The following is a 19,462-nucleotide window of genomic DNA, read 5'->3' as shown; positions in this document are numbered from 1 at the left end:
TTGCAGGGAACAGGCGATCGATACGAGAACAGCCCATGACCGCGGGAACAGGCCCCGCCGGTACGAGTGGTGACACGCCCGCCCCGGGCACCGCTACCGGCATGAGCCCCGGCAGGCTGACCGCAGCGGAGCCGCCCCAGCGTCGGAGTCGAGGTGATACGGCTCATGCGGCTGGTGTCAGCCTTGAGGCATCTTGCCGCGTACGGGGTTGGCGGCGCGGATCGCCCACTGCCGGCCCGACTCCTGATGGACGGCCCACAGTGGGCCACCGATCCGGCCGTGGACGCGCTCCTCGATCTCTCGGCGGTCAGTCGTCGGACCGGGTGCCCGGCGGACCGCGGCTCGGTGGAACGTCGGCCGGAACCGGAAGACGGGCGTGGCATGCCGCTGACCGCCACCCGTGCCGGGTTCGCCGTCCTGGAGCGGAACCGGCGGGAGGAGAACCGGCGGCAGCAGTACCGGCACGAGCGGGACTCCGAAGTCGCGGCCGTTCCTCCGGGACGGCCGCCCGAGGGCCGCTTCCGGCTCGTCCGGCTGTCGACGCATCTCGACGACGACTTGCTGGCACATCACAACGCGCGACACTGCCCACGAGCTCGCTCCGGGGTGTCGGTGGAGGACAGGGAGAAACAGCACGATGAGCCATGCAGCCCCCGCGCAGAGCGTGGGGTCCACACCGATAGCCTCGCCGGGCGGCCTCAGCCACCGGCAGATCCTCACCATTCTCAGCGGCCTGTTGCTGGGCATGTTCCTGGCCGCGCTCGACCAGACCATCGTCAGTACGTCCATCCGGACCATCGCGGACGATCTGCACGGCCTCAGCCAGCAAGCCTGGGCCACCACCGCGTATCTGATCACCTCGACGATCTCGACACCGCTGTACGGCAAGCTGTCCGACCTCCACGGCCGCAAGCCCTACTTCCTGGCCGCGATCAGCATCTTCATCGTCGGCTCCGCGCTGTGCACCTTCTCGACCTCGATGACCGAACTGGCCGGGTTCCGGGCCTTCCAGGGCATCGGCGCCGGTGGTCTGATGTCACTCGCGTTGGCGATCATCGGTGACATCGTCTCGCCCCGCGAGCGCGCCCGTTACCAGGGCTACATGCTCGCGACGTTCGGCGTCTCCAGCGTGGGCGGACCGCTGATCGGCGGTTTCCTCGCGGGGACGGACAGCATCCTGGGCGTCGTCGGCTGGCGCTGGGTCTTCCTGGTCAACGTGCCCATCGGCATTATCGCGCTGTTCGTCGTCGCCAAGGTGCTCAACATCCCGCACACCCGCCGGGCGTCCCGTATCGACTGGTGGGGTGCGCTCACCCTCGTCATCGGTGTGGTGCCGCTGCTGCTCGTCGCCGAGCAGGGCCGGGGCTGGGGCTGGGGCTCGGCGCGGTCCCTCACCTGCTACGCGATCGGCGCGGTCGGCATCGTCGTCTGGGTCTTCGTCGAGCGCTGGATGGGCGACGCCGCACTGATCCCGATGCGCCTGTTCCGCATCCCGATCTTCAGTCTGACCAGCCTGGTCGGGGTGCTGATCGGTATGGGCATGTTCGGCGGCATGCTGGTGATCCCGCAGTACCTGCAGATCGTCAAGGGCGCGAGTGCCACCAAGTCGGGTCTGGAGATGCTGCCGCTGATGGCCGGCATGATGGCCGCATCGATCGCCTCCGGCCAGGTCACCTCCAGGACAGGCCGGTACAAGATCTTCCCGATCGTCGGCAGCGCCCTGATGGTCGTCGCGATGGGGCTCTTCTACTTCAGGGTCGACTGGGACACGCCGCTGTGGCAGACCATGGTCTTCATGGCCGTCTTCGGCCTGGGCCTCGGCTGCTGTATGCAGACGCTGGTCCTGGCGGTGCAGAACGCGGTGCCCATCAAGGACATGGGTGTCGCGACCTCCTCCTCCACCTTCTTCCGGCAGATGGGCGGCACCGCCGGTACCGCGATCTTCCTCTCGGTGCTCTTCAGCACGGTCAGCGGCAAGATCGCATCGGCGTTCACCGCGGCCGCGTCAACCGCGAGTTTCAAGGCCGCGCTGAAGGATCCGGCAGTGCTGGCGGACCCGGTGAACAGGCCGGTGGTGAGCATGCTCAAGGGCGGCTCCAGCGGCAGCTCCACCAGCGTCCTCAGTGACTCCTCCTTCATCCAGAAGCTGGACCCGCGCCTGGCCGTACCCTTCAAGGCGGGCTTCGCGGACGCCATGCACTCGGTGTTCCTGCTCGCCGCGATCGTGATGCTCGTCGCCTTCGTTGTGATCCTCTTCATCAAGGAGGTGCCGCTCCGGAAGTTCTCCGCACTGGAGGCGCGTGCTGCCGAGGCGGCGGGGGCTGCGGAGGCGGCGGGGGTTGCGGAGGCGGCGGGTGCCGTCCAGCACCCCGAGCAGGAGCGGGTCCCCGTGGGCGCCGCGGCCGCAGCCGCAGTCGCGCAGCCGCAGCAGCAGCCGCGACTGGAGCCGGTGGCCGCCTTCGCCTCGTCGGGTGGCGATGACGACCCCGTGGCCGGCGCCACCCACGCCGTCCACGGCCACGTGCGGAGCTCCGACGGCACACCGCTGGCGGCCGCCACGCTGACCCTGATCTCCCTCACCGGACGGCAACTCGGTCGCGCCGCCGCCCAGGCCGACGGCTGCTACACCCTTCCGGTGCCGGGCGCCGGGTCGTACGTCCTGATCGCGGCCGCCGACGGCTGCCGACCGCAGGCATCCACCATCACGGTCGGCCGGGAGCCGGTGTCCCACGACGTGTCGCTGTCCGCGAGCGGTGGACTGACAGGCGTCGTGACCACCGCGCTGGACGGCCTGCCCGTGGAGGGCGCGATGGTCGTGGTGACCGATGTCCGGGGCAACGTGCTGGCCACCGGCAAGACCGACGCGGGCGGTGGCTTCACCATGGCCGAACTGCCGGTGGGCGAGTACACGGTCGCGGTCCATGCCGCCGGTTGCCGGCCGAATGCCCGCCTTGTCGAGGTCGGCGGTGCCGGGCTCACGCGGCTGGAGATCGTCCTCCAGGAGGGTGCCCAACTGCAGGGCTCCGTCCGGGCCGGTGCCGACCACCGTCCGCTCGCCGATGCCCGGCTGACCCTGCTCGACGCGGCCGGGAACGTCGTAGGCACCGCCACCAGCGGCCCGGACGGCGCATATGCGTTCACCGACCTCGACGAGGGCGGGTACTCGCTCATCGCCAGTGGTTACGCCCCGGTGGCCACCGCCGTCACGCTCGACGGCACGGGAACCAAGGACGTCGACGTCGAGCTGAGCCACTCCGAAAGGTGACCTTCCGGTGAAAAGGCCGGCCTGTACGTGCAGCACAGAGTGCAGCACAAGGTACAGGCCGGCCTTGCCGTTGGCCGCCAACGACGGCCGAGGGCGCCACCCCGTAGGCTCAGCCACCAGAACGGCGCAACTGACCAGCCCCCCCGCGATGCCCCCATACGACCAAGTCCTGTCCTGGCCGGAGTGCTCGACGGGGCCGCGTACGCCGTTCCGTAACGCTCGCCTTGTCCGGCAGCCCACCGGCCGCACCGGCGGCCGGGTCGGCAATGGAGAACGGTGCTGCTGCCCGCCGGGCCCGACGAGCCTCGTTGACGAGTCGAAGAGAGCACCGATGGATCCCATGAGTATTCCGTCCGTCACGGAGTGGGCGGAAGCAACCGGCGACGGTACCGACTACCTGGACTACCTCTCACAGCATGTGGGTCTAGGTGAGTGGGCTGCCTTCACACGGGTGTTCGTGCCGCAGTTCGTGGAGGTGGAGGGCTGTGTGCTGTGGGACCGAGTTTATGACCCGGGAAACTTCCGCGAATGGCATGAGCGGTTGCGGGGCGGTACCAGGGCTATTGAGGCCACGTTGAACCAGTTCCGGCTGTGGCTGCACGTTGACATTCCCGAGGATCCCGCGTCCGAGGCCGGTGCCCTCGCGCTGGCAGAACAGATATCGGTGTCCTGGCGTCGCTGTCTGCGGGAAGCATTCCCGGACCGTACGTTCGAGGTCACGGCATCGAATTCAGAGGACGGTCCTATCGTTCGCTTTGTGACGGCTCTTACATGTAGTGAAGAGATTCCGCAGACTCGGACAGCTCTCAGAGATCGGCTATCCGGGTGACGGTGCCCTAGTAGCTGAGCGCGGCGATCCAGTCGCCGCGGCCCCGGCGGGTGAGGTCGAGGATGTGCCACACCGGGCTGAGCAGGTCGATGCCGCGTTGGTCGATGTCGTCGGACATCCTTGGGTGCACCGAGTAGTAGTGGCGCACCGCCCCGTTGCTGTCGCGGGTGAACACCGACACCGTCGAGTCCTGGTTGCCCTCGGCGTCCTCGCTGCCCAGGTCGTACTTGAAGGTGTTCGCCCGGGCGCTGAGCAGGCGCAGGTTCGTCCACTGGCGGTTTCGGGCGTGGGCGCGCAGAGTGGGCAGATCGGCCGCGGCGACGATCACGAGATCCGCGTTCTGCCTGACGTGGTGGGCGACTCCGTTGAACCCGTCGATCCACATCGTGCACATGGGGCAGGCCTGCGTCTGCTGCTTGCCGTACATGAAGTGATACACGACAAGATCACGGTCGGGCCGGGTGAACAATTCGCTCAGGCGTACGGTCCGCACCGGCGCGTCGCCGGCGTTCAGGTCCGCGGGGCCTTCCTCGAAAACGTAGTCCTCGACGACGGGGCCCGGGGGCAGTCGGCGGCGTTGTTCCGCGACCCGTTCGCGATGGCGCATGAGGTCGATCTCGGCCTGGCGCAGATCCTCGCGGGCGCTGACGTAGTCAGCCGACTCCTCGGCGAGATTGGTTCGGCCCATTGCTGCCTCCTGGACGACCGGCGCGTGACCGCGGCGCTGCCACCATTGTCTGGTCGCCTACGAGACCTCGCCACGCGAGCCGGCGGAGCAGTGACCTTCGCGGGGCTGACGCTCGCCCCGGTGGGGCCGTGGCGCCCGTGCGGCGTCAGCCGACGGGTTCTCGGCATTGGCCGGGGAACGGAGTGGGCAGTCGGTGCCGCTCGGCTTGGAGAGACGCGCCGGTGCGCCACAGGGTGGTGCGCTGCTGCCAGGTGAGTTCGCCGTCGGGTGTGGCGGGCTCGGGCGGGGTGCCGAGGGAGTGGGTGAACGACGGCGTGCGGACGAGGGGCCCGGTCGGCGTCGTCGGTGAGCTGGGTGAGGAACGACTTGCCAGACCGCCGGACCAAGGGACGCGCCCCGGGGCGTCTTGCGTGCCGTGTCCTAGACGTGCTGCCCGGGTTCCCGGCCTGCCGGCAGCCGTGCGGCGGTCACGAATCCGGCGATGCCGAGCACGCCGAGCGCGATGCCGCCGATGAGCCGAGGCGTCTCCACCTTCGAGCACGCCGCGTCGCCGCCGGGGCTGTCCGCCTCGTTGTCGCCCGAGGTGAACACGAGGCCGCAGTTGAGCCGAACGCTGGTGACCGCCCCGTCGTCCCCGCCGCTGCCGACCGCCGGGTCCTCCTCGCCGAACAGGTCGGCCGGCAGGATCATGACCTGGTCACTGGTGCCGCGGCCCCAGGCGTACTTGACCTCGACGTCGTAGGGCGCGCCGCCGTCGTCCACGTAGTACAGCGCGATCCGCGGGACCAGCAGCAGCCACAGCGCGAAGCCGAGCGCGACGACGGACGCGAGCCGCACCCACGGGCGGGGGTACCGAAGCGGGTTCATGCCGCGAACGTAGCTCCGCGCTCCCGGGACCGGTCCCCGCATCGACCAAGGGACGTCGTCCTGCCGGCCGCCGGCACCCGCGGCCCGTGCCGGCGGCCGCTGCCAGGCCACACCGGCACCGGACTCCTCACCGCTGCTCTGGACGACGAAGGAGCAGCCCGGAGGCAGGCGACCGTACCGGGCTCGCCCGGCCGTGCAGTCCGAGAGGCACCGGCATCAGCCAAGTAGCCTTCAGCTGTCGGCGTCGGCGCACCTGGAGGCCTCGTGGAAGCGACCGCTCTCACCGGTCCTGATCGACTGTGGTCAGCTCACGACGTCCTGGCGCGTCCGAGCCCCGTCCCGGCGGTGGCAGGGGTCTACGGCTGGTGGTTCGAGCAGGCCCCCCACCCGGACCTGGCGGCCGGGCGCCTGCTCTACGTCGGCATAGCGCCCCGGTACATGGCCAACCGGACCAGCAGGCAGAACCTGCGCAAGCGGGTCCGGTACCACTACCGGGGCAACGCGGAAGGCTCGACGCTGCGGCTCACCCTCGGCTGCCTGCTCGGACTCGAGCTGCGCCGCGTGGGCAGCGGGAGGCGCATGACCTTCTGCAAGGCCGGTGAAGCCGCGCTCAGTGAGTGGATGGCGGACAACGCGCGAGTGTGCTGGATCGAGCATCCCGAACCCTGGACCGTGGAGTCGGAGCTCATCTCCCGACTCGACCTACCGCTGAACCTCGATCAGAACCGTCACAACGCGTTCCACGGCCGTCTCAAGGAACTGCGGGCTCAGGCGCGCCGGCGGGCACGAGAGTTGCCCGTCGCCCCCTAGCCATGGGTGTCCCGGCCCGCCCCCGGTGACCCGTAGGGCTCACCGGAGCCGGGTGGGTGGGGGCTTCGGGGTGGGCTCATGGATGTGCGCCGGCGTCGCCGCCCCGCAGTGCGCTGAGCGCCTTGGTGGCGCCCTCGGCCCCGAGGTGTACGAAGGTGGGGGTGACGCCGAGGGGTGTCGCGTAGTCCTCGAGGGTTCGGGGGCCGTGGAGCACCCTGGCCTGGTTGACGTCGTACCAGGTGCCCGGTGGCAGGTGGACGGTGCGGGTGGTGCCCGCGCCGAGGTCGGGGGCGGCCAGCACGGCGGGGCCGAGCATCCACTCGTCGGTGACGGTGTAGCTCGCGTCGTCCCGGGGGAAGTCGAAGAAGAGCGGGCGCATGATCGGATCGCCCGTCTGCAGCGTGTGCCGCACCTGGTCCCAGATGTACGGGGCGAGCCGCTCGTGCCGCTGGATCGCCGCCCGGTAGAGGTCGACCGTCTCCTGGTCGTAGTCGACCTTCTGGCCGGTCGTCGCGTCGACGGTGTCCACCGGTGACGTGGATCCGTACATCAGCGGCATCAGCGAGGCCGACTGCGCCCACCGCACCAGCACCTCCTTCGACGGCGCGGGCTGGCTGAGGGAGCCGCCGATCATGTCGGACTCGATGAACGGGTAGCCGATGGTGGAGATCGCCAGGTTCTGGGTCACGGACGCCTTGAGGGAGTCCCAGCCGGTGCCCTTGTCGACCTGGCGGGTGACGAAGCCGGCCTGGTGTGCCGTCTCGGTCCAGTGCACGCGGATGCCGGCGCCCTGGAGGTCGAACTCGTCGGCCAGTTCGCTGCCCAGCCGCTGGTAGTCGGAGGCCTTGTAGCCGTCGCGCGGGGCGCACTTCTCGTCGAAGAAGCGGGTGTCGAACTTCAGCCCGTCGACGTCATAGGTGCTCATCAGCGTCTTGAGCCTGCCCTCGTACCACGCCCTGGCCTCGGGGTTCGCGAGGTCGACGATCCCGGCCGTGCCGTTCCACCACGTCACCTCGCACGGCTTGGCGGGGTCCTCGGCGTCCCTGAGCAGATAGCCCTTGTCGGCTGCCTCCCGGTACTTCTCGGAGTCCAGGTTGATCCAGAGGGTGACCCAGAGACCGAAGTCGAACCCCATGTCGTGGATCTTCTCCGACATGGCCTTCGGATCGGGGTACGCGGCGGAGTCGAAGGTCAGGTTGCCGTAGTTCGACTCCCACTTGTCGTCGAGCTGGATGGTGTGCCCGGCCAGTCCGTTGTCCTTGAGGTCGGTGGCGTAGTCGAGCAGTTTCGCCTGGTCGACGTGGGTGTAGAACTGGGCCCACGAGTTCCACAGCGGTGTGGCGTACTGCTCGTAGGTGGCGTCGCTCTTGGCGGGTTTGCCGACGATGCCGATGTAGTCGCGGTACACGTCCAGGGGTGTCGACTCGACGAACACGGTGGCCCGGTAGGTGTCCGGCGACTGAACGGTGAAGCGGCCGGTGCCGTCCTCCCCGCCGCCGTTGATGGACACGTCCATGACGTGCCCGGTGTCGACCCGGAGCCCCGTGGAGCGGGAGGTGTACCAGAACGGGTCGATCATGTTGTACGAGGCCGGCCCGAAGTCCTTGTGCTCGACCACGCCGGCGTCGAGGGGCCACGGCTGTTCGACGCCCGGGCCGCCGGCCGGTGTCTCGGCCTCGCCGTGGCCGTACCAGTGTCCGGCCGAGGAGAGGTCGTAGGCGAGACCGAGCTGGTCGGGGCTGCCGCCCTTGACGTCCCAGTCGAGCTGGTAGCGGTCGGCCTCGGGCGTCAGGCGGGCCTCCACCGTGGCTCGGTCGAGCGTGGTGTCCGCGGTGAGGGTGAGGACGCCGCCGTCGAACGTCCAGCCGGTGAGCCCGGTGGCGTGCTGCCAGGTGCCGCCGGAGCGGAAGCGCAGCCCCCCGGTGTCACCGGTGGCGGACCTGAGCACGGTCGCCCCTGCCCGTCGGGTGGTGAGGGTGAGATCCCCCTTCGCCACGTCCACGGTGTAACCGGGCGAGGTCATGCCGGCGGGCACGGTGACGGAGACCGCGCCCGGGCTCTCGGTGACCTTCGGACCTGGCGCGGCGTCAGCACGGGCCGGGGCTTCGGCCCTTGCCGGTGAGGCGTGGAGCAGGCCGGTCACGGATGGGAGGAGAAGCAGAGACAGCGAGGTGGCCAGGAAGACTCTGAGGCTACGCCTGCGGGGGTATGCGCGCACGACTCATGCCCTTCGGAGGGTGGACCATGGCGTCCTTGAGCTGTTGTGCAATCGCCCTGTTCAATTCTGCTCATAGTCCGGCGGTTTACGTCACATGTCAACACGATGTCCCGCGTCTGGCTCCAACAGCTCCGGCTGGCGCCCGCGTTCGGGACGGGTCCCGGGGCGGAGGGCTTACCGTTCGGTCCGGCCCGACGCGCCGGCCCGACGCGCCGGAGACGAGCCGGAGACGAGCGAGGCGAGCCGAAGACGAGGAAGGCGAGCCGAAGACGGGCCGGACGTCAGCGGAGGACAGGGGGATGGTCATGGCGACTGCGGCGCTGCCGCGCCGAGCACCACGGCCCTGACCACGGGTGAGGATCCCCGGCGGTCCCGTCCGGACGCAGCGCGGCGGTTTCCGCAGCGTGCCGTGCCGTGCTGTGCCGTGCCGTGCCGCGCCGTCAGTCCGTGCGCGCGTCGCGCAGGCCGTCGATGACCACCGCCAGCATGCGCTCCGGGCGGTCCGGTGTGGACGGCACCTGCTCGTTGATCAGGACGATGCCGTGCACCACGAGGAGGAGGTCGCCCAGGTCGATGCCGGGCCTCACCCGCCCGGCCGCCACTGCCCGGTCCAGCAACCTCTGGCCGGCCTGCTTCATCTCCAGGCAGCTGGTGTTGACGGGCGTGCCCGCCTGGAGCTTGGCGCTCATCACACGGGCGGCCAGGCCGCGGCCGCAGGCACCGCTCTCCAGGTGGAGGCGCAGCCACTGGACGAAGGCCGAGCGGGGATCGTCCGCTTCCAGCAGCTCGGTCGCCTGATCGCGCAGGGTGTCGGCGATCCGCAGGAAGACCGCCTCCACGAGGTCCTGGCGGGTCGGGAAATGCCGGTACAGCGTCGCGATGCTGACACCCGCCCGGCGCGCGATGTCCTCCAGCGACGCCTCCGTGCCCGATGCGTCGAACGCCGCGTCGGCGACCTCGATCAGGCGCTCGTAGTTGCGGCGCGCGTCGGCGCGCATGCGCCGACCGACGGGAGCGGTCTCCAACCGCTGCCGGTCACCCACGGTCATCGCCGCGCCACCTCCTCCTCGTGTTTGTAACCGTAGCCATCCTACGCTTACTCTCATCCGTAGGACCCCTACGGTTAAGCGGGCCGATCGGTGCGGCGTCCGGGCCGTGCCCCGCGGCACCGGCATCTCCACAGAAGGAGGACATGTGTCCAGTCCAACGCAACAGGGAGGCGTGGCGCTGATCACGGGCGCCGGCTCCGGCATCGGACGAGCCTGCGCGCTGGCCTTGGCCGACGCCGGGACGGCCGTCGCCGTCACCGACATCAACGCCGAGACCGCGGATCAGACCCACGGCCTCATCCGGGACGCGGGAGGAAAGTCGGCCGCTTACCCGCTCGACGTGGCGGACGAGGCCGGGTGGCGGACCGTGGTGGAAGCGGTGCGCCGGGACCTCGGCCCCGTCACCGTGCTGGTCAACAACGCCGCCCTCAAGGCATCGGTGGCCGGAGACGGCGGCCTCCTCGACACCACCGTGCCGGTATGGGACGCCGTCGTCGCCGCGAACCTCCGCGGGCCGATGCTCGGTGCCCGTCAGGTGCTGCCGGACATGCTCGACGCCGGCCGCGGCTCGATCGTCATGATGACCTCGACGGCGGCGCTGCACAGCGTCCCCGGATTCGCCACCGCCTACTCCTCGGCCAAGGCCGGGATGATCGGGCTCATGCGCTCCCTCGCCGTCACCTACGGACCGCGGGGCGTGCGCTGCAACGCGATCGCGCCGGGCGTGATCATGGTCGGCGACGACACGGCGAGCCAGGAGGCCTTCCGCAGGTCATCCCATGGTCTGGTGCAGCGCCCCGGCCGGCCCTCCGACATCGCGGACACGGTGGTGTTCCTCGCCGGGCCCGGCGAGTACGTCAACGGTCAGGTCATCACCGTGGACGGCGGTCTCATCGCACACATGCCGTCCCTGTCGCCCGCATAGCAGAGCCCGTCGGCACGGCGGGCCGCGAACCGGACGACGAGCCAAGCGACCGACGAACCAACCAAGCACCCAACGCACCAAGCATCCAACGCACCAAGCATCCAACGCACCAAGCATCCAACGCACCAAGCATCCAACGCACCAAGCACCCAACGCACCAGGAACCAAGGAAGACCGCAATGGAGATCGTTGACGGGCAGTTGCACGCCAACCAGATAGGGCCCAACTGGCGCGAGGTCGGTCTGGAGGCCACCCTCGACGCCACCGTCGTCGCGATGGACGCCGTCGGCGTGCACGCCGCCGTCCTCGACGAGTTCACTGGGCTGGACGACGAGTACCACATGCTCCCGGGCGGCTACCACGAGAACGGAGCCTGGCGCCCCGAGCGGCCGTTCTCCGAACTCGCCGCCGCCAGGTACCCGGACAGGTTCGTGTGGTTGACACGGGTCGACCACAAGGATCCCGAGCTCGAAGAGCTCGTGGCCGGCATACGCTCGCGGCCGGGCTGTGCGGGGATCCGGGTGCATGCCGGTGTCGACGGTGGCGTCTGGCGCGACCCCGCCTTCCTCGACGGCGGCTACAACGACCTGTTCGCCGCCTGCGAGGCCCACCAGGTGCCCGTGTTCATCATGATCACGCCGCGCCTGGACACGCTCCAGCCGTATCTGAAGCGATTCCCCGACCTGCCGTTCGTCGTCGACCACATCGGCATCGGCTGGCCGGCCGCCGACGCCTCACCCACCGAGCGGTACCGCCGCCTGGACCCCGTCCGCGCCCTGTCCTCGTACGGCAACGTCCACCTGAAGTGGTCGCACGTCGAGCGGCTCGCGGCCGAACCGTACCCGTACCCGGACCTGATGCCGCACTTCCGCAAGGTCGTCGACGCGTTCGGCCCGGAGCGGGTCCTGTGGGCGAGCGACCACACGCAGGCCGTCAAGGAGGGGCTCTCGCCCCACCCGGCGCCGTACTCGCACAGCCTGCACTACCTCCGCGACTCGGACGTGTTCTCCGAGTCCGAGAAGGAGTGGCTGCTCGGCAGGACCGTCCGGACCGTGCTGCGGTGGCAGAGCTGACACCGCACCGTCGGATCGTCCCCGGTGGCACTGTCGGATCGTCCCCGGCGACACCGCCGAATCCCGCGCGGTGACACCGGTACCGGCGAACCGGTCGCCGGGCCGGCGGTGCCGCCGCCCCGGCTGGTGCGTCAGCCCTGTGCGGCGCCCGGGAGCCGGACCGTCAGGGAGTAGAAGCGGGTGATCTGGGAGTCGCTCTGGTTGTCGTCGCTGACCAGCAGCAGCCTGAGGTGGCCGCCGGGGGTGCGGGCGGTGACGGTCATGCCCTCGATGTTGTCCAGCAGCGGGTTCGGCTGGGGCTGCTTCGCGGTGGCGCCCAGCGACGGGCAGGCGCCGATGTCGGCCAGCAGGGTCTTGTGGACGGTCCTGATCCCCGGCCGGCCCGTCAGCTCCGCCGTACCGCTCACGTCGGTCGCGTGGGACGGGTCGGCCAGGTAGAGGCGCACCGTGTTGCCGACGTCCGGGGTGTAGCCGCGCTCCAGGACCAGCAGCCTGCCGTCGCCGGCCGACGCGATGTCGGAGACGCCGAGGACGGTGCCGTGCTCGTCGGTGTCGACGTGGTAGGCGTACTGAGCGCCCGGGGCGAAACCCCGGCGGCCCGTCCGATGCCAGGTCTGGAAGCGGACGAGGTCGGTCTTGTCGCCGGACAGCGCGCCTTCCATGGAGGCGACGAGCGCCTGGCCGCCGGGCTGGAGCGCCAGGCCCTCGAAGGTCTGGTTCGACGTGGCCCGGCCGGCGGGCGTCACCTTGAGGGGAGCGGGCACAGGCAGGCTGCCGACGATGTGCCCGGCGCGGTCGTAGCGGCGGACGCCGGGCTCCACCTCGCTGGTGATCAGGCGCGTGCCGTCGCGGTCGACGACCAGGGCCTCCGAGTCCAGCGGCCGGCCCTGCTCGTCGGCCAGGGGCTGTACGTGCTCCGGGCGGAGTGTCCGGCCGTCGAGCGTGAACAGCGACGAACGGTCGGCCAGGGCGTCGACGGTGCCGTGGGCGTCCACGGCGAGCGCCGAGAAGTTGCCGACGTAGGTGCCCTCGAAGGTGGTCTTGTCCAGCGCGTCGGAGAACCAGTCGATACCGGTGGACGGCGAGCAGGCGTGGGCCGTGGCGGCGGCCGGGTGCGCCACGGCCGCGGCTCCGGGTGCCTCGTGGGCCTGTGCGCTGCCGGTGACCGTGAGGCAGGCCGCCATCGTCAGACCGGCGGTGATGCCGGCGACACGGGGAGGAAGGGGCATGGTCGCGTGCTCCGCGTGAGAGGGACGGATTTCCGCCCGGGGGCGTGGAGCGGCTTCGCGCCGGTCACGCCGCCGGTGCGCACGGGTGTGGGTTGAGGTCTGCGCTGAGGTGTTCGCTGAGGTCTGCGCTGAGGTCTGCGCTGAGGTCTGCGCTGAGGTCTGCGCTGAGGTGTGCGTCTGTGTGTTGAGGTGTGCGTCGCCGACCGATCTTAGACCGCGGGCACCCGGCGGTCCTCCGCGGCTGGCCGGCCGCGGAGTCGCGCTGGTGCTCCGGGGGCGCTGGTGCTCCGGGGGTTGCTACCGCGGCCGCGCGGGCGCCGGGGTCCCGGACGGCGTCCGGAGCGTCCTCGGCCGGGCCCCGAGGGGCTTCACGCGTTCGCGAAGGACGCGGCGGCGGCCGGGGGCGGACGGCGAGGAGGCCGCGACCCGGGTGCGGGTCGCGGCCCCATGCCGGTGCGAGGGCGGATCGCCGGTGCGGCGGACGCGTCGGCGTCGGCTGCCGTACGCCTCCAGCTCGGTGTCGGCTGCCGTACGCCTCAAGCTGGCGTCAGCTGCCGTACGCCTCCAGCTCGGAGAGCTGCGCCGCCGGCCACCCCGTGTTGCCCGTGAACGTCAGCCGCAGGTAGCGGACCGAGGTGCCGGGCAGGGTGACGGTGACGGTGTTGCCGCCGGACGGGGTGAAGGTGTAGCCGGCGGAGCCCTTGAGGGTGGTGTACGTGCCGTTGTCGGTGCTGCCGAGCACGCTCAGCGTCTGGGTCCGGGTGCTCCACGCCGCGGCGGGCGGGAGTTTCAGGACCAGGCGGCCCACGGCCTTGGCCGCGCCGAGGTCGACGGTGAGGGACTGCGGGAACGCGTTGTTCGGGCTCTCCCAGTACGTACTCGCGTTGCCGTCCACGGCGTTGGACGGCACGTAGACGTCCGCGTGGCCCGCCGTGACCGGGTGGCTCAGGGCGAGGTTGCCGCCGTCACCCGGGTCGCCGGGGTCCCCGGGGTCCTCCGGGTCGCCGCCCCCGTCCGACGGGACACCACCGTTGGTCCACACCGGAGTGGGCCAGCCGCCGCAGTACGGCTTGTCGGTGTACCAGCCGGAGTTCCCGCTGCCCTGGGTGATGGCGAACGCGTTCCCCTGGCAGCTGTAGATCGGAGAGGGGCCGTTCACGTGCTTGGCGGTGACGTTGGTGAAGGTGCCGGCGCCGCCCGCCTGGAGCTGGAGGACGAAGGTGCCGGTGCCGTCGATGTTGATGTTGGTGAAGTTCAGCGTCTTCCCGCCGCCCTCGATGGTCTGGATCGCCTCGTAGGAGGAGTCGAGGATGTCGGAGTCGGTGATGTTGACGGTGGCGTTCAGCGCCTCGTTGAGGCCGTCGAACCACATCGCGCCCACGCCGAACTGCCAGTTGTAGTCGCTGTTCCCGGTCCTGATCAGGGTGTTGCGGGCGGCCGTGATGGTGCCGGACACGGCGGTGCCCTGGCCGGAGTTGACGCCCGGGTAGCGGTTGGCGATGTGCAGGCCGCCGCCGTTGGTGACGGTGTCCGACATGGTGTTGTCGGAGATGGTGATGTTCTTCCCGCCATAGGTGACGATGTTGTTCGCCAGGATCGGGGCCACCACCGTGTTGTGCGTGAACGAGTCGTTCACGTTCGGGACGTTCTCCGCCCACATCGCGAGGCCGTCGTCACCGGTGTTCCGTACGAAGGTGTTGGTGACGGTGGAGTTGGTGACGCCCATGTGGAAGTTGACGCCGTCCGCGGTCTGGTCGAGGATCCGGCTGTTCTTGATGGTGAACCTGTCCATCGGGCCGTCCATCCAGGCCCCGACCTTGGTGTGCTGCATCCAGACGTCGTCCACCGTCGAGTTCGACAGCGCGCCGCCGATGGCGTTGACCTGGTCGGCGTCCACCCGCTCCTGGATGTCGCCGATGATCGCGAAGTCCTTGAGGGTGACGTCGCTGCTGCCGCCCTGGTTCGCGTACTTGCCGTAGACGCCGACGGCCTTGCTGCGGTTGGCCGGGTCCCGCCCGGTCAGCACGCTGTACCAGGGGCCGGCGCCGGCCAGGGTGACATGGTCGACGACGATGTGGTCGCGGACCTGGAAGGTGCCCTGGGGGAGGTAGACCGTCCTGCCCTGCTGCTGGCCCGCGGTGACCGCCGCCTGGATCTCGGCGGTGGAGTCGGTGGCGCCGGTCGGGTCGGCGCCGAAGTCGGTGACCACGTTCAGCGCGCCGGAGGGCTGTCCGATCGGCGCGGCCACCTGCTCGAAGTCCGCCAGGTCGATGGTGAACGACGGCGACTGCGCGGTGGAGGAGACCTGGAGCCGCACCTTGCTGCCGGCCGGCAGGGTCCTGCCGAACAGGGTCCGGGCCTCGTCGTAGAAGTGGTGCGGGTTGCCGCTGCCCGGGTTGTTGTTGAACGGGTAACCGCCGTAGTACCAGCCGTACTTGGACGTCACCGGGACGCTCTTGAGGACGCTCCCGTCCACCCGCACGTCGAGCGAGGCGGTACGGCCCGTGCCGTCGGGGCTGTCCGGGACGGAGTAGCGGAAGTCGACCGCGTTGGCGGGCTGGGTGAGCGTGAACTCGACGTACTCGCCCGTCGCGTCCAACGTCACCGCCTGCCGGCCGGACGCCTCGGAGGCGAGGTGGGTGTAGAGGCGGTCGGGGGCGATCACGGTGCCGTTGGTCGCCGCGTACTCGGCCTCCAGCTCCGTGAACGGCACGGACGCGCCGCGCCCCGATATGCCCACGGGGGAGGGGGCCGGCACGCCGGCGGCCTGTGCGGGCGCGGCGACGGTCAGGACCGCCGCGGTGGCGACGCCCGCCGCGACGAGGGTCAGCGAGGTGACTGCGGAGAGCGCGCGGCGCAGCGCGCGGTGTCTCGGGGGTGGGGTCACGGATCCACATCCTTGCGGCTCGGGGAGAACGGGACTTGGACGTGCCGGACGCGAAAAGGCTAGGAGTGTGGGCGTAGGAAGTCTATGAATTCGCGCAACTCTGTTACGAAAGCTTGCAAGAAGTCGTCTACCGAGGCTTGCAAGGAGTCGTCGCGAACGCTCTGAAAGGGGCGTGCTCCCGGTCGCCGGCCGGTGGGACCGCGCCCCTGTCCGGAGGTGCCGCGCGCGCCGTCGGTCCCTTGCGTCTCCGGAACGCAGTTCGACCGGTCCCGGACGTGGTGCGGGGTCCGGGACCGGTCGAGGTTCAGGGTGCCGACCGGCTACTGCGGCTGGAAGGACCGGATCTGGTAGTTCCCCTGGAGGTTGCCGCCCTGGCCGGCCTTCGTGGAACCGACCCGTGACTTGTAGTTGGTCTGCGTGTAGTACTGCACCCGGTGGCCGGTGTTGTTCCACACGGAGAGGACGTTCGTGCCGCGCTGGATGAACGAACAGTTGTCGGCGGTGTTCGCCAGCTTGGACTGCGACCACTGGCAGCGCGTACCGCCGCCGTTCCAGCCGCTGTAGATGCAGAAGTACCCCGAGGCGCAGTTGTAGGCCGCCGCGTCGGCGGCTGCCGTGGGGGCCGCGGTGGCGGTCGGGACGATGCCGGAGGCGGCGGCGAAGGCGAGCGCGGCGACGGCGAGCGAGCGGAAACGGCGCATGGCACACTCCTTGTTCCTCCGGAGCGGCAGGCGCCGCTCCGGACAGACTGAGAAGAAGGGGCTGAGCGCGGCAAGGAGCCGCTCCCGGCGGCTCCGGGCGGGCGGTCCTGCGGCACGCCGTCAGTATGTCCGCGTTGGGTCGGGTGCCGGGGACATTCCCGAACCGTTCCGTCTCCGGGTGAAGCGCACCGGTGTGCCCGCTTTCGTGTGCGCCCGCGTCTGCGCCCCCCCGGCCGCGACGGGCGCCTGCCGGTGCCTCGGGCCGTTACGGCCGGGGAGGGTGGTGGTTCGGCTGTTCCGGCCGGGGAGAGTGGTGGTTCGGCTGTTCCGGCCGGGGAGAGCGGTGGTTCGTGGCGGGTCATGCACCATTGTGGGCCTTTGTCGGATAGCGTCGCCTTATCGAAAGCGTGACCGGGCGGTTGCCGGAGACGGGCTGTTGCCGGAGACGGGCGGTTCGGCCGGTGACCGGTGGTTCGGCCGGAGACAGGCGGCCGGTGACAGGCGGCCGGTGACAGGCGGCCGGTGACAGGCGGTTCGGCCGGAGAGGCGACGACATGAGGGTCCTCATCGCGGGGGCGGGGGCTGTCGGTGGTGTGGTGGGTGCGGCGCTCATGGGCGGTGAGCGGGAGGTCGTCTTCCTCGTCAGGCCCGGCAGGGCGGAGCAGTTGAGGGACCGGGGGCTGCGGGTCGCCGTGGGCGAGGACACCCGGGTGCTGTGGCCCGGGGCGGTCACCGCGGACGGCCTGGACGGGCCGTACGACCTGGTGTTGATCGCGGTGAAGGCCGCGGCGCTCTTGCAGGTGGTGGACGATCTGGCGCCGGCGGTCGGGCCGGACACGGCGGTCGTGCCGTTCCTCAACGGCATGGCCCATATGGACGCGCTCACGGCGCGGTTCGGCACCGCGGTGCTGGGCGGTGTCATCTGGGTGGCGGCGCAACTCGGCGACGACGGCACGGTGGTGCAGCTGGCCCCGGGGGTACGGATCGAGGTGGGCGAGCTGGACGGCGCGGACACGCCGCGGGTCGGTGCGGTCGTGGCGGCGCTGGACGTGCCGGGCGTCGAGGTGCACGGCCGGGGCGACATCCTCGACGCGATGTGGGCGAAGTGGGTCTTCATCGCCGCGCTCGGCGCGGTCACCTCGCTGATGCGGGCCCCGGTCGGCGATGTCGTCGCGGTGCCGGGCGGCACGGACTTCGCCGAGGAGGTGCTCGCCGAGATCGCCGGTGTGGCCCGGGCTGCCGGACATCCCGTCGCCGGCCCCGAACTGGCGGCGACCCGGGCCGCGCTGACGGCGCCGGGCGCCCCGACGACGTCCTCGCTGGCACGGGACCTTGTCGCGGGGCGGCGCACGGAGGTCGAGGGGGTGCTCGGCGATCTCTGTGAGCGGGCGCATGCTCTGGGGACGGCGGTGCCGCTCACCGAGGCGGCGACGCTGGCGCTCCGCGTCCACGACCGCGTCGGCCGGGCCGCGACCGCGCCCCGGTAAGCGGCGCCCCTCGTGGTCGCGGCCTCCGGCCACGGCCGGTGGGGCTGTGGCCCGGCACGCGTGAGGGTGGGGGCGGCGTTGACTGTGCGGCTCGCCGCGTGGGCGTGACGCCGCGTGTCGCCTGCGGCGGGCCATAGGGTTCAGCCTCTTGTGGTCTCGTTCTTGACTGGCGGTGGGTGGGGGTTGGTTGCGCAGTTCCCCGCGCCCCTTGGAGGTGGTTGCCTCTTGTGGTCTCGTTCTTGACTGCCGGCGGGTGGGGGCTGGTCGCGCAGTTCCCCGCGACCCTGAGAGGGCGGTGCCCCCTTGCGGTCTCGTGTTCGGCCGCGGGCTGGTGGGTTGCCCCGGCCCGCCTGGGGGCGCGGGGAACTGCGCGACCAGCCACGACGTCGTCTGTGGCGGGCCACCGGGCCGAGCCCCCTCGTGGGCTCGGTCTGCCCCGCCGGCCGGTGGGACCTGTGCCCCGGTGCCTTGAAGGGGCGCGGGGAACTGCGCGAGCGACCACGACGGGGCTGAGGTGGGCCACGGGCCGAGCGTCTTGCGGCCCCAGGACCGGCCACCGGCCGGTGGGACCCCAGGGCGCACCCTCAACCGTTCGCGCGGCGCATATCGTCGCTTTCGCGACGGAGCTCCGTCGTCCGATGGGTGATCGCGGCGATCCGGGCGGCCAGTTCGGGGTGGCTGTGCTCGATGTGGGGGCGGGTGTCGGCCAGGGGCGTGACGAGGGTGGCCGGATCATCGTCGGCGAGGGCGCGGGCGAGCAGGGCCACCGGGGAGTGCGCCTCCGCGGGGAGGTCCGTGAGGGCCGTGATCTGGCCGGCGAGCTGGCGCAGGCCGGTGGCGTTGGCACGGGACCAGGCGGTGACCGAACGGTCGGCGGCCCGGCGGTCACGAGTGGCCTTCACCCGCTGCTCGCCCGTGCTGCCCGCGGCCCCGGGCCGCAGGCGGAGGTACCGGCGCTCGGCGGCCTGGCGGCTGGTGACACCGAGCGGCCGGGCGAGGTCGGCCCAGCTCGCCCCCGCCGCGCGCGCGGCCTCGATGAGCGCCGGCTCCCACCCCGCGAGCCGGTGCCGCACCTCGCGCAGCAGAACGAGCGCGGTCAGCGCCTGCTCGGGGCCGGCTGCCCCGGTGCCGTCGCCGAGCGGCCCCGCGCCCTCTGGTAGCCGTCCGCCCCCGTCAGCCGCGGGCGCCGCCCCCGTGGCGTCAACCGGCTCCCCGGTCTGCGCCGCGCGCACCGCCTCGTCGATGGCGGTCAACGCGGCGGCCGCGGCCAGGAACGAGGCCGGCGCGGGGGACTCCGCGGGGCGTGGTGGACCGGGTGTCCCGGCCCCGGGCGGGCTCTGCGCCGGGGACGCGGTGTGGGGCGGCCGGTCGGTGCTCGGCATCGTGATCGGCTCCTTCCGGTAGGTGCGCCGGACGGACGGCGCGCTGATCGCG

Annotated in this window: 14 protein-coding genes; 6 read left to right on the top strand and 8 right to left on the bottom strand. The window is 71.1% G+C overall.

The window, feature by feature from the left end:
* The first annotated feature begins 637 nt into the window (after positions 1 to 637).
* Both ACSMXW_RS15180 and ACSMXW_RS15175 read left to right on the top strand, forming a co-directional pair.
* Positions 638 to 3,265: an MFS transporter gene (locus ACSMXW_RS15180; protein WP_485806910.1), complete on the top strand. Its 2,628-nt coding sequence runs from the start codon at positions 638 to 640 to the stop codon at positions 3,263 to 3,265.
* 340 nt (positions 3,266 to 3,605) lie between these two features.
* Positions 3,606 to 4,094, top strand: a complete 489-nt coding sequence (locus tag ACSMXW_RS15175; protein ID WP_485806909.1) for a hypothetical protein — start codon at positions 3,606 to 3,608, stop codon at positions 4,092 to 4,094.
* Positions 4,095 to 4,101: 7 nt separating this feature from the next.
* Here ACSMXW_RS15175 and ACSMXW_RS15170 read toward each other — a convergent pair whose 3' ends face one another.
* Positions 4,102 to 4,782, bottom strand: a complete 681-nt coding sequence (locus tag ACSMXW_RS15170; protein ID WP_485806907.1) for a DUF899 family protein — start codon at positions 4,780 to 4,782, stop codon at positions 4,102 to 4,104.
* A 420-nt stretch (positions 4,783 to 5,202) separates the two neighbouring features.
* Positions 5,203 to 5,649 carry a hypothetical protein gene (locus ACSMXW_RS15165; RefSeq protein ID WP_485806905.1) on the bottom strand — a complete coding sequence of 149 codons (447 nt, stop codon included), beginning with the start codon at positions 5,647 to 5,649 and terminating at the stop codon, positions 5,203 to 5,205.
* 264 nt (positions 5,650 to 5,913) lie between these two features.
* Between ACSMXW_RS15165 and ACSMXW_RS15160 the strand changes: the two genes are divergently transcribed.
* Entirely contained in the window at positions 5,914 to 6,459 is a 546-nt protein-coding gene (locus tag ACSMXW_RS15160) for a GIY-YIG nuclease family protein (RefSeq protein ID WP_485806903.1), read from the top strand.
* Positions 6,460 to 6,535: 76 nt separating this feature from the next.
* Here the strand turns inward: ACSMXW_RS15160 and ACSMXW_RS15155 are convergent, their stop codons facing one another.
* The gene (locus ACSMXW_RS15155; RefSeq protein WP_485806902.1) at positions 6,536 to 8,677 is read right to left on the bottom strand and encodes a glycoside hydrolase family 31 protein; all 2,142 of its coding nucleotides are present in this window, start codon (positions 8,675 to 8,677) and stop codon (positions 6,536 to 6,538) included.
* A gap of 440 nt (positions 8,678 to 9,117) precedes the next feature.
* Complete coding sequence (locus ACSMXW_RS15150; RefSeq protein WP_485806900.1) at positions 9,118 to 9,726, bottom strand: TetR/AcrR family transcriptional regulator; 609 nt, start codon at positions 9,724 to 9,726, stop codon at positions 9,118 to 9,120.
* 145 nt (positions 9,727 to 9,871) lie between these two features.
* Between ACSMXW_RS15150 and ACSMXW_RS15145 the strand changes: the two genes are divergently transcribed.
* The gene (locus ACSMXW_RS15145; RefSeq protein WP_485806898.1) at positions 9,872 to 10,651 is read left to right on the top strand and encodes an SDR family NAD(P)-dependent oxidoreductase; all 780 of its coding nucleotides are present in this window, start codon (positions 9,872 to 9,874) and stop codon (positions 10,649 to 10,651) included.
* Positions 10,652 to 10,830: 179 nt separating this feature from the next.
* Positions 10,831 to 11,724 (top strand): amidohydrolase family protein, encoded by an 894-nt coding sequence (locus ACSMXW_RS15140; RefSeq protein ID WP_485806896.1) that lies wholly within the window; start codon positions 10,831 to 10,833, stop codon positions 11,722 to 11,724.
* 131 nt (positions 11,725 to 11,855) lie between these two features.
* On the opposite strand, the gene ACSMXW_RS15135 is transcribed toward ACSMXW_RS15140, so the two are convergent.
* From ACSMXW_RS15135 to ACSMXW_RS15125, 3 genes are all read right to left on the bottom strand, one after another.
* Positions 11,856 to 12,953 (bottom strand): esterase-like activity of phytase family protein, encoded by a 1,098-nt coding sequence (locus ACSMXW_RS15135; protein ID WP_485806894.1) that lies wholly within the window; start codon positions 12,951 to 12,953, stop codon positions 11,856 to 11,858.
* Between the two features lie 547 nt (positions 12,954 to 13,500).
* Positions 13,501 to 15,840, bottom strand: a complete 2,340-nt coding sequence (locus ACSMXW_RS15130) for a galactose-binding domain-containing protein (RefSeq protein WP_485806892.1) — start codon at positions 15,838 to 15,840, stop codon at positions 13,501 to 13,503.
* Positions 15,841 to 16,160: 320 nt separating this feature from the next.
* A complete protein-coding gene (locus ACSMXW_RS15125) occupies positions 16,161 to 16,541 on the bottom strand; it encodes a peptidase inhibitor family I36 protein (RefSeq protein WP_485806890.1) in 381 nt (126 codons plus the stop codon).
* Positions 16,542 to 17,095: 554 nt separating this feature from the next.
* Here ACSMXW_RS15125 and ACSMXW_RS15120 point away from each other — a divergent pair.
* Entirely contained in the window at positions 17,096 to 18,028 is a 933-nt protein-coding gene (locus tag ACSMXW_RS15120) for a ketopantoate reductase family protein (RefSeq protein WP_485806889.1), read from the top strand.
* 584 nt (positions 18,029 to 18,612) lie between these two features.
* On the opposite strand, the gene ACSMXW_RS15115 is transcribed toward ACSMXW_RS15120, so the two are convergent.
* Positions 18,613 to 19,410 carry a type III effector protein gene (locus ACSMXW_RS15115; protein ID WP_485806888.1) on the bottom strand — a complete coding sequence of 266 codons (798 nt, stop codon included), beginning with the start codon at positions 19,408 to 19,410 and terminating at the stop codon, positions 18,613 to 18,615.
* Positions 19,411 to 19,462: the final 52 nt, after the last annotated feature.

Source organism: Streptomyces sp. DSM 116793 (assembly GCF_057320905.1).
The sequence above is the reverse complement of the archived record's forward strand: the minus strand, read 5'-3'. Positions and strand labels throughout refer to the sequence as shown.

What these genes read in the sequence shown, in the direction of transcription:
- ACSMXW_RS15180 (WP_485806910.1), top strand. Translation starts at nt 638, where the DNA reads ATGAGCCATGCAGCCCCCGCGCAGAGCGTGGGGTCCACACCGATAGCC.
- ACSMXW_RS15175 (WP_485806909.1), top strand. Translation starts at nt 3,606, where the DNA reads ATGAGTATTCCGTCCGTCACGGAGTGGGCGGAAGCAACCGGCGACGGT.
- ACSMXW_RS15170 (WP_485806907.1), bottom strand. Translation starts at nt 4,782, where the DNA reads ATGGGCCGAACCAATCTCGCCGAGGAGTCGGCTGACTACGTCAGCGCC.
- ACSMXW_RS15165 (WP_485806905.1), bottom strand. Translation starts at nt 5,649, where the DNA reads ATGAACCCGCTTCGGTACCCCCGCCCGTGGGTGCGGCTCGCGTCCGTC.
- ACSMXW_RS15150 (WP_485806900.1), bottom strand. Translation starts at nt 9,726, where the DNA reads ATGACCGTGGGTGACCGGCAGCGGTTGGAGACCGCTCCCGTCGGTCGG.
- ACSMXW_RS15140 (WP_485806896.1), top strand. Translation starts at nt 10,831, where the DNA reads ATGGAGATCGTTGACGGGCAGTTGCACGCCAACCAGATAGGGCCCAAC.
- ACSMXW_RS15135 (WP_485806894.1), bottom strand. Translation starts at nt 12,953, where the DNA reads ATGCCCCTTCCTCCCCGTGTCGCCGGCATCACCGCCGGTCTGACGATG.
- ACSMXW_RS15125 (WP_485806890.1), bottom strand. Translation starts at nt 16,541, where the DNA reads ATGCGCCGTTTCCGCTCGCTCGCCGTCGCCGCGCTCGCCTTCGCCGCC.
- ACSMXW_RS15120 (WP_485806889.1), top strand. Translation starts at nt 17,096, where the DNA reads ATGAGGGTCCTCATCGCGGGGGCGGGGGCTGTCGGTGGTGTGGTGGGT.
- ACSMXW_RS15115 (WP_485806888.1), bottom strand. Translation starts at nt 19,410, where the DNA reads ATGCCGAGCACCGACCGGCCGCCCCACACCGCGTCCCCGGCGCAGAGC.